General features: G+C 36.6%; 14 protein-coding genes. 6 read left to right on the top strand and 8 right to left on the bottom strand.

Annotation, left to right across the window (positions count from 1 at the left end):
• The first annotated feature begins 74 nt into the window (after window positions 1–74).
• The 3 genes from PI85_RS05495 (at window position 75) to PI85_RS05505 (ending at window position 3,097) form a co-directional block, all read left to right on the top strand.
• Window positions 75–725, top strand: coding sequence for a lysoplasmalogenase (locus PI85_RS05495; protein ID WP_036122671.1), 651 nt, complete (start codon window positions 75–77; stop codon window positions 723–725).
• 29 nt (window positions 726–754) lie between these two features.
• Window positions 755–1,984 carry a peptidase T gene (gene pepT / locus PI85_RS05500; RefSeq protein ID WP_036122668.1) on the top strand — a complete coding sequence of 410 codons (1,230 nt, stop codon included), beginning with the start codon at window positions 755–757 and terminating at the stop codon, window positions 1,982–1,984.
• Between the two features lie 150 nt (window positions 1,985–2,134).
• The gene (locus PI85_RS05505) at window positions 2,135–3,097 is read left to right on the top strand and encodes a multidrug resistance efflux transporter family protein (protein WP_036122665.1); all 963 of its coding nucleotides are present in this window, start codon (window positions 2,135–2,137) and stop codon (window positions 3,095–3,097) included.
• Between the two features lie 291 nt (window positions 3,098–3,388).
• On the opposite strand, the gene PI85_RS05510 is transcribed toward PI85_RS05505, so the two are convergent.
• Window positions 3,389–3,820, bottom strand: coding sequence for a DUF4395 domain-containing protein (locus PI85_RS05510; RefSeq protein WP_036122662.1), 432 nt, complete (start codon window positions 3,818–3,820; stop codon window positions 3,389–3,391).
• Window positions 3,821–3,938: 118 nt separating this feature from the next.
• Between PI85_RS05510 and PI85_RS05515 the strand changes: the two genes are divergently transcribed.
• Window positions 3,939–4,649 carry a hypothetical protein gene (locus PI85_RS05515; RefSeq protein WP_008176238.1) on the top strand — a complete coding sequence of 237 codons (711 nt, stop codon included), beginning with the start codon at window positions 3,939–3,941 and terminating at the stop codon, window positions 4,647–4,649.
• 59 nt (window positions 4,650–4,708) lie between these two features.
• On the opposite strand, the gene PI85_RS05520 is transcribed toward PI85_RS05515, so the two are convergent.
• Together PI85_RS05520 and PI85_RS05525 are read right to left on the bottom strand one after the other, a co-directional pair.
• On the bottom strand, window positions 4,709–5,389 hold the full coding sequence (locus PI85_RS05520) for a hypothetical protein (RefSeq protein ID WP_036122658.1): 681 nt from the start codon (window positions 5,387–5,389) through the stop codon (window positions 4,709–4,711).
• An 11-nt stretch (window positions 5,390–5,400) separates the two neighbouring features.
• Window positions 5,401–6,513: a mandelate racemase/muconate lactonizing enzyme family protein gene (locus tag PI85_RS05525; RefSeq protein ID WP_036122656.1), complete on the bottom strand. Its 1,113-nt coding sequence runs from the start codon at window positions 6,511–6,513 to the stop codon at window positions 5,401–5,403.
• A gap of 80 nt (window positions 6,514–6,593) precedes the next feature.
• Here PI85_RS05525 and PI85_RS05530 point away from each other — a divergent pair, with 80 nt between their 5' ends.
• Window positions 6,594–7,835: a hypothetical protein gene (locus PI85_RS05530; protein WP_036122652.1), complete on the top strand. Its 1,242-nt coding sequence runs from the start codon at window positions 6,594–6,596 to the stop codon at window positions 7,833–7,835.
• A gap of 56 nt (window positions 7,836–7,891) precedes the next feature.
• Here PI85_RS05530 and nhaC read toward each other — a convergent pair whose 3' ends face one another.
• From nhaC to PI85_RS05550, 5 genes are all read right to left on the bottom strand, one after another.
• Window positions 7,892–9,340 (bottom strand): Na+/H+ antiporter NhaC, encoded by a 1,449-nt coding sequence (nhaC, locus tag PI85_RS05535; protein WP_025115547.1) that lies wholly within the window; start codon window positions 9,338–9,340, stop codon window positions 7,892–7,894.
• 280 nt (window positions 9,341–9,620) lie between these two features.
• Complete coding sequence (locus tag PI85_RS05540) at window positions 9,621–10,730, bottom strand: amidohydrolase (protein ID WP_036122650.1); 1,110 nt, start codon at window positions 10,728–10,730, stop codon at window positions 9,621–9,623.
• A gap of 190 nt (window positions 10,731–10,920) precedes the next feature.
• Window positions 10,921–11,064, bottom strand: coding sequence for a hypothetical protein (locus PI85_RS24605; RefSeq protein ID WP_008176247.1), 144 nt, complete (start codon window positions 11,062–11,064; stop codon window positions 10,921–10,923).
• 482 nt (window positions 11,065–11,546) lie between these two features.
• Window positions 11,547–12,098 (bottom strand): superoxide dismutase family protein, encoded by a 552-nt coding sequence (locus PI85_RS05545; protein WP_036122647.1) that lies wholly within the window; start codon window positions 12,096–12,098, stop codon window positions 11,547–11,549.
• Between the two features lie 122 nt (window positions 12,099–12,220).
• Window positions 12,221–12,976 carry a 3D domain-containing protein gene (locus PI85_RS05550; RefSeq protein ID WP_036122645.1) on the bottom strand — a complete coding sequence of 252 codons (756 nt, stop codon included), beginning with the start codon at window positions 12,974–12,976 and terminating at the stop codon, window positions 12,221–12,223.
• Between the two features lie 469 nt (window positions 12,977–13,445).
• Between PI85_RS05550 and PI85_RS05555 the strand changes: the two genes are divergently transcribed.
• On the top strand, window positions 13,446–14,558 hold the full coding sequence (locus PI85_RS05555; protein ID WP_255350093.1) for a response regulator: 1,113 nt from the start codon (window positions 13,446–13,448) through the stop codon (window positions 14,556–14,558).
• Window positions 14,559–14,590 lie beyond the last annotated feature (32 nt).

The raw sequence follows: 14,590 nt of genomic DNA on the forward strand, positions 1-14,590 counted from the left end.
TGTTTGCTGCCTAGTTAAATAAAGGAATTCTATCATAAAGAAAGAATTTCATATTAGAAAAGGAGCTGAAAATAGTGTTTAAAAAATTATTAATTGCTTTCATTATTTTATTTGGGTTGTATTACATTTTTCTTTTTTCGCATATTCCAGAAAGCTTACAACTAATCTTTAAGGTCATCCCGATGTTGTTGATGATTATTTTAGCGGCCATTCAGAAACCAGTACATATAAAAAAATATCAATTATTGATTATTACAGGTCTAGTATTTTGTATGATTGGCGACTATACATTGCAATGGTTTTTAATTGGGCTAACTAGTTTTCTAATCGGCCATATCTTTTATATTTTTGCCTTCTCATCTGCAAACGAGCGACAAGTGCCAATATGGGCAAAAATAATCTTATTACTGTACGGAGCAGGAATGGCCATTTGGATAGCAGGATCCGTTTTCAAAACTGGTGAAACAATTTTAGCTATTGCAGTGATCGCCTATATTGCAGTCATTTTAACGATGGGATGGACCGCAATTAAAACTGGCTCTAAATTCGCAACAATAGGTGCTTTGTTATTTATCGCCTCAGATTCCTACTTATCTATTAATAAATTTGTAATGCCATTAGCTTTTTCCCATGAAGTCATTATGCTGACTTATTATAGTGCCCAATTACTCATAGCTTTAAGTATTCTTCAATATTCCGAAATCCGAAGTAAAGTGTTACAATAATTACACATACACATTAGGGGGCCATACTTATGAAAGAACAAGTAATTGAGCGATTAATACGTTATGCAAAAATTGATACACAATCAGATTTCACAAGCAAAACTACTCCTTCTACACCAAAACAATTTGATCTGTTACATGTTTTGAAAGATGAACTTGCTACTGTAGGCTTAACAGACATTACATTAGATGAAAATGGCTATTTATTTGCGACACTAGAAGCAAATACAGACAAAGACATTCCAACTATCGGCTTTTTAGCACATGTGGACACAACTACGGATTTTACGGGAACAAATGTTAACCCGCAGCGCTTAGATAATTATGATGGTGGAAATATTCAGCTAAATGAAAACTTAGTGATGTCACCAACTGATTTCCCTGAGCTTCAAAATTACATTGGTCAAACACTTATTACGACAGATGGTACAACATTGTTAGGAGCAGATGATAAGGCTGGTATTGCTGAAATTATAACAGCTATGGAATACCTTATCCAAAACCCAAGTATTAAGCATGGTAAATTACGCGTGGCGTTTACACCTGATGAGGAAATCGGCCGTGGCCCACATAAATTTGATGTGGCTGCATTTGGAGCAGACTATGCCTATACAATGGATGGCGGACCATTAGGTGAGCTACAATACGAAAGCTTCAATGCTGCTGGTGTAAAGGTAATCACAAAAGGAACAAGTGTCCATCCTGGATCTGCAAAAAATAAAATGGTCAATGCCATTACAATGGCTATTGCCTTCCAAAATGAAATGCCTACAGAGGCGGTTCCTGAAAAGACTGAAGGTTATGAAGGTTTCATTCATTTAATGGGCTTTAAAGGGGCTATCGAGCATGCAGAGCTATCGTATATCGTTCGTGACCATGATCGTCAAAAATTCGAAGAGAAAAAACAGTTAATGCAAGATGCTGCAGCCAAAATTCAAGCGCAATTTGGTGAGAATGCTTTAAGTATTACTATAGAGGATCAATACTATAATATGGGCGAAAAAATCGAGCCTGTAAAAGAAATTGTGGACATCGCTCGTGAGGCTATGGAAAAATTAGATATTACACCAATTACTCTACCTATACGCGGTGGTACTGACGGCTCACAATTATCTTATATGGGCTTACCAACACCAAATATTTTTGCTGGTGGCGAAAATATGCATGGTAAATTTGAATATGTATCTGCTGAAACAATGGAAAAGGCAACACAAGTCATCATTGAAATCGTTCAGCTATTTGAACAACGTGCAGAATAGTTTATCTTGTGCCAAAGTAGTTTTTTAAGTGGACTTGAAATATAACGGAGAAAGGTTCTTCCCTTTCTTCGTCATTTTTTATATATTAATTACTGAATATTCTAATTACATAAAGAATTTGAGTGATGAACTCAAATCGAGGTGATCATAATGAAAGAAATTGCTATAGGCATAGTAGCTTCCCTTTTTTTTGCTGTAACATTTATTTTAAATCATGCCATGGAAATGCAAGGTGGTAGCTGGCTATGGAGCGCGTCATTACGTTATTTTTTCATGCTACCTTTTTTACTTATCATTGTGTTTTATCGCAGAGGCTTTTCACAATTATCTAATGAGATAAAAGCACAGCCTACAGCTTGGCTTCTTTGGAGCTTTGTAGGATTTGTCTTATTCTATGCACCGTTAACCTATGCCGCTGCATTTGGCCCAGGCTGGTTGGTTTCTGGCACTTGGCAATTTACCATTGTTGCAGGTGTATTATTAGCTCCACTCTTTATGACTGTTATTGCTGGAAAAAAAGTCCGTCAAAAAATACCATTCGTTTCTCTTCTAATCTCATGTGTCATATTAGTAGGTATTTTACTAATCCAAATACCTCAGGCACAATCGGTTTCATTTAAAAGTTTAATGCTAGGGATTTTGCCTGTCATCGTCGCTGCATTTGCTTACCCTCTCGGCAATCGTAAAATGATGGACGTCTGTGGAGGGCGTATTGATACCTTCCAACGTGTTCTTGGTATGACAATCGCTTCCATGCCAGCATGGATTATCATGGCTATTTATGCCCTGTTCACAGTTGGCCTACCTTCAACAGGCCAGTTATTCCAATCATTACTTGTGGGTATTAGTTCAGGCGTCATAGCAACTATTTTATTTTTCATTGCAACAGATCGTGTAAAAGATCATCAGGGCAAACTAGCAGCGGTTGAAGCGACACAGTCAACAGAAATTCTTTTTGTCATTATTGGTGAGGTAATATTATTAGGTATTCCATTTCCTAACTCGATTGCCTTGGCAGGTCTAGGCGTCATTATTGTCGGAATGCTACTGCACAGTTATTACACAATGATTCTTGGGAGAAAAAGTACCACCCAACAAACGCCTTCTTCCTAACAGCTCATTTTGATGGGCTGTGTTTTCTTGGTTGTATGAAAATCGAAACGTTTGCCCTACAGATAAATTCAAAAAAAGACGACTCCATTCTATAATAGAAAGAGTCGTCTGAGATTTTCACGTTCCCAAAAAATGAGGGGGGTTTTAGGAGCGTAATCATGAACTAGCAAACTTCTGGAGAAAAGTAGCTAAAGTTCATCCTCTCTACACTGTATTGTAGTGGAGGAATAATCTTTATACGATAATGATAATCATTATCAATTAAATTGTCAACAATAATCTAATAATTTTTTAAAAAGATTTTTTTAACGAACGGCGGTACTGCCATTGCTTCAGTTGAAAATGTAAAAAGCAACCTATACAAAAACCTGCTATAGCAATGGAAGAAGCTATTGCTACCATTGTCGTAAAGATATGACCTACTACCTGCCAATTTAATAGATAGCCTAACAAGCCACCCGTTAAACAAAAGCTAGCTATACTCGCATTAAATTTTTGTTGCTGTGCATCCTCTGGTATATAGGTAGATGGAGCTTTCTTAAGAAACAACCTCCCAAACCGAATAATGGGGTTATAGTTAAAGAAGACGCCCAATAAATTTGCAACCAATGGAATGGCTAAAATCCATATGATTCCTGTAACCCATGTGGCGATCACACTTAACAGTATCGCCCATTGATTAAGTCGTACCAGCGGTCTAGGAATTGCATGAGGCAATGACACTTCAAAACCCACCTTTCTTATATGTTTAATGTATTTTACTATATGGCATTCCATTTGTGAAGCAAAAATGATTACTTTATAATTGAATTACGAAAGCTCTTAAGAAAAGGGGATCATCATGCCAGCTTTAACGATGGATCAAGTTCAACAATTAAACTCCTATAGTATTTATACAACAGAACCAAAGCGAACGTTATTTACTTTAGCTGATATACATAAAGACTTTTACCATCCTGATTTTTTAAATCTCATGATGGGTATCACGGACGCCGCTACGGAAACTGCCGCTATTTCTCACTTCGCACGCCGCTATGGGATGTTTTTTGCTATGCAACTTTATATGCTCGCCGCTTATGACGAAGTGTGGGATGGAAAGCCAATTGAATTACGCTTCGATGCTGCCAAGGAATTCAACAGCTTTACAGTCGCTATGTTTGTTAATCCAAATGATTGGCGCTATGTTGAGGAGAATGAACGTCAGGTGGTCATTGAAAAAATTCTATACGATGGTCATGTGATTGTTCAACAACTTCGAAAAGTAACTTCAATCTCCCCTCTTACTATATGGGAAAATTTCTTTGGCTATTTACTATGGCATTATCATATTTTACTATCGAACCCTGGCTTAGCCGATCAAGCAATGGACGATATAGAAATATTGGAGGACCCTAAAACATGGGCACGCTTCTCTAATAAATCTTGGTGGGCACAATATACAGGGGGTCTAAGTCCAACAAATTTAGTCAATGTCCCTGTCCGTAAATCGTGTTGTTTTTCGAAAGATATACCGGGATTAATGGCTTGCGGATTTTGCCCAATGAAGAAATAGTAGCAAGACAAAAAAGCCTTAGCTTCCACAAATTCATGTGAAAGCTAAGGCTTTGTATGTTATTTTTCGTATACTACAAACCAATCATTATTTTCGGCATACATAGACGTGCCAAGAAAGCCTTGCTTCAAAAGCTGCTGCTGAGCCGCTGTATCTTCCATGTTGATCACTTGTTTTTCTGTCAATAAAGGGATCTCTTGACGTAAATCCTTAAAGAATATATAACGTAGTTTGTCTACATATTTAATTTTTAATCCTTTAATAACGAGGTCTTGAGCGAACTTATCCTTTAAGCTCGGAATATTAAATGGCTTGACTGTAGAACATACATAATCATATTTTTCCACATCGATGTTACTCATCACTATTGTCGCTAATGTTTTTTGTAAGCCATAGCCACGGTACTTTGGTGAAACATTAGAAATCTCCTGATACAAAACTCGATTAAATTCACTCTCAGGAATTCCACAATCATACCCAAGATGTTCCTCATCAATAGGAGGGTTTAATAGGGCACGGAAGGCAATCAACTTCTCACCTGCATAGGCGCCTATCATCATACCTTGTCCACATAGAATATATTCGAATTCCTCGGTGCTCAATGGCTGTAAGATGCTTTTATCAGCTAAAGCTTCATATACCTCCACCTGCAAGTCTTCGATTTGTTGTAAATGTTGAATTGCTAACTCTGTGACAAAGTATGGAGTCTCCCCTAGCATACCTTCATATATTTTTTCCATGTTTCGCCTCCTTAGGCTGTGACAACAGTTGAAAACTTACACAATTCCTTCATAACAGCTTCGTCTACATCAATACCGAGACCCGGTTGTTCATTTAAACAGATAAAAGGAACATCATAATGAAGATTACCCACATCTTTTGAGAACTTCAATGGCCCTGTCAATTCAACACTTGTCATAATTTTTTTAGAAAATGCTACATGGAAACCTGCCGCAGAGCCAACAGATGACTCTACCATGGAACCAACTTGACATTCAATACCAGCCATTTCTGCCATAACTGCTAGCTTCATTGCAGGATAGATGCCTCCACATTTCATTAATTTTATATTTACTTTATCCGCAGCACGCTTGGCGATGATTTCACGCATTTCACGTACTCCTCGAATTCCTTCATCAATCATTAGAGGTACATCAGATTTTGACTTAATCTCAACCATTCCATCGATATCTTCACTATCAACGGGTTGCTCTAACCAATCAATATTTAAATCCTTCATCGCACGTAAGCCCTGTAATGTAGTTGCAGCATTCCCCCACCCTTGGTTGACATCTACTCGGATGGCGATATCTTCACCTACTTGCTGTCTGACTGCTTTAATACGAGCAACATCACGGATTACCTCTGTACCTACCTTCATTTTAAATGAACGATACCCCATCTCTACACGCTTCGCAGCCTCTTCAGCCATTGCCTCGGGCGTTCCAATACTTAACACATGTGTAATAGGGAATTTTTCATGATAACGCCCACCTAAAAGCTGATATACTGGAACCCCCAATGCTTTCCCAGCAATATCAAAGCAAGCAATATCAATAGCTGCCTTTGCTGCCGGAACATCTTTTACAATCTTATTCATTTTATCGTGCAATTTTTCAAAGGCCATTGGATCTTCACCAATAACAGCAGGTGCAAGATGATGTTGAAGCACAGCATATGTACTTTCCCATGTTTCCCCCGTTACATGTTCATCAGGAACCGCTTCACCATAACCTACAATACCAGTATCAGTTGTTACTTTTAAAATAATAGAAGGCATTGTATCATATGTAGCATAACTAATAATAAATGGATCAATTAGCGGTAAATGTATAGCATAAATTTCTACTTGTTGGATTTTCATAATAATCAGTCTCCTTTGTCGTTATATACGTCGCTAATACGTCGCTAAATATTTAAAAAAATAGAAAAGGAACGATGCCCATGTCTACGAAAATAGCGATTATTTGTTCTAAAGCATTTATGAAGCGTATTATTAGTATCGCACAAAATATAGACAATATTCAATTAGAATTTTATCTATACAACCACCCCTCTGAGGCGCCAATTTTAATGAAGCAAATTAAACCTTGTGATGCTCTTTTATTCGGAGGTACATTACCCTTTTTACATGCTCAGCCTCTCCTATCGGAAATACCAATACCTTGGAATTATATAAAACAAGATGAAACAACTATCTCTACAACTCTGTTATCACTAGTAGCTAAACATGCTATACCGATCAATAGAATTTCAATTGATGTAATGAATCCAGCATTTGTAGATAACGTTTTAACAGAAATTGACTATAAGGGTTCGAAGCCACATATTCAACATATTTCTATTACAGAACCAACAGAAAATATTTTAAAGCGTCACATTGCGCTGTGGAATACCAAAAGCATAGATTTCGTAATTACAAGTATCCACAGTGTTTTTGATACATTACAAGCACATCAAATACCTGCCATGCGCATGATAGATGCCACGAATTCTATTATTCAATGTCTCGAAGAAACCAGATCAAAATCACTTTTAACAAAATCGGAATCATTTAAGGCCGTAGTTGGATTTTTAGAATTCCCTACGGATTCTTCCTTTGATTCAGCTATTTTAAATCAAATTGCGAAGGCTACCTTTTCAACATATAAACAAATTTCATCACAAAGCTTTGAGCTTTATACAACTGCTGGCCATTTACAAAATGCACTCGAAAAGGAAACTTTAGAAGAGCTTATTAAACAAATTGAAATACCATTTAAACTAGCCTTCGGGTATGGGCACTCCATGTTAGAAGCCACCCAAAATGCTCAGCATGCTTTAACATTTTCGAAACCATTTGAAATTTATATTCTAGATGAACATAAAAACCTTTTAGGTCCCTTTCCCAAATCAGAAGGTAAATTATCTTTAAAAACAGATGATCCTTATGTATTAAAAATGGCCAAAAATACAAGCTTAAGTCCATTAAATATTTCTAAAATCATCAATTTTAGTCATGAAAGGCAATCCGCACAATTTACATCGCAGAATCTTTCAGAATACCTACAGGTTACTAGACGTACAACTGAGCGTATTATAAAAAAACTAGTAGATCAAGGGTATGCTAAGGTCGTTGGCGAAGAAATGACACATCAACAGGGTCGACCTCGCACCATTTATGAATTAAATTTCGCCACCTATTAACCAATTATATAAAAGGAATTCTCGTAAATGCTAAGCATCTACGAGAATTCATATGATTAATCAACCATTACCATATTATCAGTGTTTTCCATTTCTTGTTCCTTTTTACGTTTCTCTGCTTCCGCCATTTCTTCTGGCGTTAATTTAACAATAGCAAAACCAATATAACCATAGATAATGGAAATAATAGGTACCATGAAATTAAGAATGGCATATGGTGCATACTCCATAGCGCCTACACCCAATGTCGCTAAAATAAACACACCACAAGTATTCCATGGGAAGAAAACGGATGTTAATGTTCCCCCATCTTCTAAAGCACGAGATAGATTTTTAGAATGTAGGCCTCGTTGCTGATAGACACCTGCAAACATCCGTGAAGGGACTACAATTGAAATGTATTGCTCTGAACAAGTTGCATTCGTTGTGACACACGCTGCAATTGTTGAAGCAATAAGACTCCCCGTAGATTTAGCAAACTTCACGATTACATTCATAAGAGCTTTCAACATCCCTGAATACTCTAAAATACCACCAAAAGTCATCGCCACAATGGTCATTGAAACCGTATTCATCATAGAATCTAAACCACCACGGTTAAATAAATCATCAACCATGTGATTGCCTGTCGAGATTTCAAATCCAGCTTGTAATGCTTGTACAGCACTTGCAGCCGAACCACCTTGTACAAAAATTTGTAGTAAGAAACCTGATACAATCCCAATAATTAAAGCTGGAATTGCTGGTACTTTCTTAGCTACTAAAACAATAACACCCACTGGTACAAGTAATAGTAAAGGAGAAATAACAAAGCTTTCTTCCATCACTTTTAACGTTGTTAAAATTTCTTCCGATTTCATCGAAACATCTGCAAATTTTCTGCCCAAAAATCCGAAAACAACAAGTGAAATAATTAACGCTGGAATTGTTGTATAAAGCATATGCTTAATATGTTCAAATAAATTTGTACCTGTTAAACCAGCTGCCAGATTCGTTGTATCTGATAATGGTGACATTTTATCTCCAAAGTAAGAACCTGAAATAACCGCACCGGCAATCATAGCCGCTGGAATACCCATACTTAAACCAATACCCATGCCTGCGACGCCGATTGTCGCCATCGTCGACCACGAACTACCAATAGCTAATGACACGATCGAGCATAATATCATAATTGTCACTAAAAACCATGCTGGAGATATTAGCTTTAAGCCATAGAAAATCATCGTTGCTACGACCCCGCCGCCAATCCATGCTCCAATTGTCAAACCTACCAAAATAATAATGACAATGGCAGGTAATGCCAAACGTATCCCCTTATACATCATTTCTTCAATTTCCGACCATTTGTATCCATGCATTTTGGCAACAATTGCTGCTACAGTTGTGCCGACAAGAAGAGGTACGTGAGGACTTTGCTCTAAAACAACTACTGTAATCAACATTGTAATAATCATAATTGCAAAAGTTAGTAGTGCCCAGCCCGCATTTATATCCTTTTTCATTTTTCCATCCCCTTTTTTTGCACCAAATCCCTTTTCGGTTTTTCAACGACGCAAATAATTTTTTACGTTTTTTAGCTTAATATTCAAAAAATTAAAAGTCAACGCAAAAAAATTATGCTTCTCTAGCAAATCCCTTTGTTTTAGGGCAATAAAACGCTTTCAAGTAGCAATAAAAAGCTCCGCAAACCCTTAAATATCCATGCATTTCAAAAGATGTTCATGCAAAAAAAGCTATATGAAAAAATTATTGCATTTTTCATATAGCTAAAAAAATATTTTTTTATTCAGGTTTTTTTTCTAATACGCAAGCAAGTACTTTGGCAGCATCGATTAATGCGCTACGATCAAATGTCATTTTAGGATGGTGTAATCCTGGTGTTAAGTTTGCCCCAATTCCAATCATTGCCGCTTTTAATTCTGGCTTCTTCACGGTATAAAAATGGAAATCATCACTGCCTGGCGTCGTTATTTCATCTGCTAAATATTCCTCGCCCAATGCTTGAACAATTGCTTCTTTCGCCATTTTTGCAGCAATTGCTGAAACCTCCGCGCCTGGTGTGAAATCAAGCCACTTCCAATCCATATCAATTTCAAATTGTTGCTGAATTGATTTTAAGCCAGATTCAATTTTGTTACGAAGTAATTCAAGTTGTTGATTATGCTGTGCTCGAATGTCCATCGAGAAACTAGCGTTCCCTGGAATAATATTTGTACTACCGCCATCTGCTATTATTTTTGTTAACTTTGCAGAATGTGGCTCAAAAGGCGATAGATGAATACTGTTTAGCATTTGTTGAACAGCCATAATGACATCAATAGCATTTTTCCCTTGGTGCGGTCTCGCTCCATGAGCGTCAATTCCCTGAATAGTCCCATCTAGGAAATAGGCAGCACCATGATGAATAGCTGGTGAAACTTTACCAAGCGGTAGCTCTTCAATAGGTCTTAAATGTACACCAAATAAATGGGATACCCCCTCTACAGCTCCTCGATCAAAAGCAGCAACTGCACCATTCCCTAATTCCTCGGCAGGTTGGAAAATAAAACGGACGCGATGTTGCAATGGTTGATCTTTAAGTAGTAATAATGCCCCAAGCACCATAGTCATATTAGCATCATGACCACAAGAATGATTGGCCTGCCATTTCCCATCCACTTCTTGCCATAATGCATCAATATCAGCACGAACCGCAACAACTTCTTCACCTGCTCCAATTTCTGCAATTAATCCAGGTACATCCCCAAGCAAGCGATAGGAAACATCCAATTCTTCTAAGATTGACGCTAATTTTTTTGTCGTTTCGAACTCCTTCCAGCTCACTTCAGGGTATTTGTGAAAATGTTCAAACCATTGATACATTGTTTCTTCTAATGTTATAGCTTTTGACATAACGACACCTCTATACGCATTTTTGTTTCTCATTATACATGAATCTATTTTATAAAAGTATATACGCAGTAAGACCCATTAATATGAAGTGACTTAATAAATTTATATGCACTTAAAATTGCAAGGACACACAAAAAATGGACTATGTTAAAAGTTATTATCTCTTTCAACATAGCCCATCAAGTATTTATTATAAACTTGTAAAAAATCCTTCTGGATATTCCTCATATTGCACGATTGCTAATGACTCCTCATTTCTTTCTTCCTCTTCCTTACGGTCAAATTCTTGATCCATTAAGTATGTCTCAAATTTTGAATTCAACAATTTACCCATTGTATCACCCCTCTTTTATTTAATTGAATTTTCTGATAAAAGAATTATACAATAGGACTTCGATAAAATGCAATAAATTATACTCATTATGCATTATAAATATAAAATCGATCTCAATTTTAGAACAATTAAGTTACAAAAAATCCCTTTTTAATTCCCAATAATAAAAAATCTGCCTATTAACACCTGACTGAAACCGAGGGCCAGCTATTAATAGAGCAGACTACTATTGTATTACATCAAAAATTTACGATACAGTCACACCCGTTTTGTCATTTGTAGAATCATTGTGATTACAAGTATATAATCCTGTATCACAGATATTTCAATCAAATCCCCCAAAAAAGGAACAGCGATTATCAATGTAATCAAATAAATAGCCTTAATTGATTAATCCCCTATTAGGAAAGAAAATTATAAGATCATATAAATAACAAAAACTAAAAAACTGTATCCAATGATGATTGAATACAGTTTCTCTTTTACTGAATAACGCCACAAGCAATTCTTGAACCTGAATTACCTGCTGGATCTGTTTTATAGTCATCTGCCGATTCATGAATAACAATTGAACTTCCGTCACTGTCTAACAACGAATTTGGTTGATCTTTTTGTAATGTTAGCCCTTCTGCTAAGAAATTCAAATCGACATTGCCATCGTCACCAACCTCTAGATTAGGTAAATCCCCTAAATGATAACCATTTGGATTTAACTTACCATGCTCTTTGTTGGTCGGATTAAAGTGCGCACCAGCCGATTCAAACTTAGGGGGCTCACATTTCCCTACTTCATGAATGTGAATTCCATGTGTACCTGGTGGTAGGCCAGATAATGCCAGTGTCATCATTACACCATTATCTTCTTCCTGAAAATACGCATTCCCATAACTTTCGTTATTTGCACCAACGACTTTTGCAGTAGCTGTTAAAGGGGATGATGCATTTACTTGTACTTTTTCTTCTTTCTTATCAAAGAAACTACAACCACCAACTAAAACTAATAAAGAAAGGCTAATTAAGCTAATTTTTTTCATAAAAATACCTCCTCTATTTCTGATGGTTTCCAAGTTAATCAATACTTATGCACTTCTTATTAATTTTCCGAGGTCGTTACATGCACAAAAGGGATCTCTCCTATGAGAAATCCCTTCATGTTTTAGTCTAAAATTTTGACGGTTACTGTTTTGACGCCCCATTGAAGAGCTTGTCCCTCGGTAGGAATAAAGACATCAATTTTATTTCCTTTAATAGCTCCACCCGTGTCAGCTGCAATCGCCTCACCATATCCCTCTACCCATACCTTTGAGCCAAGCGGGATGACACGAGGATCAACCGCAATTACCTTTAAATTTGGATTGGATCGAATATCTGTTCCATTCGCTGTAATTCCAGAGCATCCTTCACAATAGGCAGTATAGGCTGTAGCACGCATTGTTAACGTTCTACCAGATCCACTTGATGGAGCGCTCGCAGGTTTCGTTTTTGCTGTTGAAGCAACCCTTGTTGAAACTGCTTCGGATGTTTTAGGTTTTGGTTTAGCTGCCGAAGCTTTTATAGCTAAAGATTCACCAGCAAAAATCAAATCTGTACCAAGGTTATTCCATACTTTTAATTCATCTACTGTTATATCGTTTTTACGTGCGATTGAAAATAATGTGTCACCGCCTTTAATGACATATTCATCTTCCAATGTTTTTTCTGTATTAGATGTGTCTTTCACTAAATCTTGCTCTGGATAAAACCAAAACGAATCCATTTCTGCCAATTGTTGAAATTCTCCAACGGTTAAATTATAAATTTGAGGGAGTGCCCATAGAATATTGCCGGAATTGTCTTTCGCAGAGGAAGGACTGGCATATAGGCTCAAACTAACGGTCAATGTTACTGCTAAAGCTAAAGCTTTCTTCTTCATGTTTAGTAATACCTCCAATATTTTATTATTTTTTGCAAGTCTGCTGTTAGCACGCTAGAGTCAAATAATCTAGTATGCAAGCAACAATAAGCTTACAAATTAATAACTCAGGACTGTCTGCCTGATATTAGGAATTATTACTATAAAAACGGAAAATTATACAATTTCGATTATTTTTTTAGCAAATTGTCCAATTAGATGGAAAAAATTCATTGTTTAGACTAGTATTTTTTATATTAGATATTTACTATTTAAGGGCAATAAAAGAATTCAAAAACATTTTCAAATCGTAAAGTAAACGTGGCAACATGCATAGAAACTAAATATGTCTGCTACCATACAACATCACTGAACAATTCATCTCAGTAGCAAATATCCACATATCCATACAAAGGATAGATATCTCAATCTAATAACCTCTAGACTGAAATGAAAGGTCGTGTTTTTTATTTTGATTCGGGCGATATTGATGGATGACGAGCCTTTAGCACTTATTAGTATGGAGAAACACTTGCAAAAATTTGATAGGATTGAGGTTATAAAAACTTTTACATCTGTAAAAGATCTCCTTACAGAGGGGCCGAGCTTGGACTTTCAAGTAGCATTTCTAGATGTTGAAATGCCAAGTATGAATGGATTAGACATTGCCGAACTATTAAAATCGTGGAATGATAGCATCTACATTGTTTTTGTTACAGCCTATCGAGACTATGCTGTTCAAGCCTTTGAACTACATTCCATTGATTACCTGTTAAAGCCCATTTCAACATCTCGCTTAGCGACGACTATTCAAAGGATTGAGGATCTTCTTCAGCCAAAAATAACGTCATTGCCAACATTATTTCATTCAGAGCCATTGCTAAAAATAAAATGCTTCGGAGAATTTGTTGTTTCCTATGAAGGAAAACCTCTCCATTGGCGGACTATTAAAACGAAAGAATTGTTTGCACTACTTTTGTTACATCTCAATACCCCTGTGCCTCGTGACACTATTATTGATAATCTGTGGAGTTATACTGATTTTAATAAAGCAAGGGTTCAACTGCATACCACTGTCTCATACCTTCGCTCCTCCCTTTCAGCATATGGCTTTTTAGAGGTAATCGATTATACGAACGGATGTTATATTTTAACATTAGACCATATTCAATGTGACGCTAATGACTTAGAGATTATTTTGAATAAAAAAGAACAAACCGGAAAATTGGATATAGAAAGCGCTGAAGCACTCCTTCAAGACTATCGTGGAGAATTCATGGCTACCATGGCCTACCCGTGGATTGCTAGTAAAGCAAATTTGATGAATAAATTATTTACTCAATTACTGAAAGAACTAGCCTATTATTATGAACAAGTTCAGGATGTCAAAAACCTAGAACGTTCGTTACTTATAGCTTTAGAGTTAAATCCATATTCCGATCAAGCTGTCCAGCCATTAATCAAGCACTATGCTAATATTGGGAACCGAGCAGAGGCTATAAAAATTTACCGTTCTTTTAAACGTACTCTATTGTCTGAGTTAAATGTTTTGCCTATGCAGGAAACAACAACTCTTTTTCAAACTATCTCTGAACAAGAATGACGACAAAAAAGCATGCTAGTGTAGAAAGCCAG

The sequence above is a fragment of the Lysinibacillus sp. A1 genome, from assembly GCF_000801965.1.
Taxonomy (GTDB): domain Bacteria; phylum Bacillota; class Bacilli; order Bacillales_A; family Planococcaceae; genus Lysinibacillus; species Lysinibacillus fusiformis.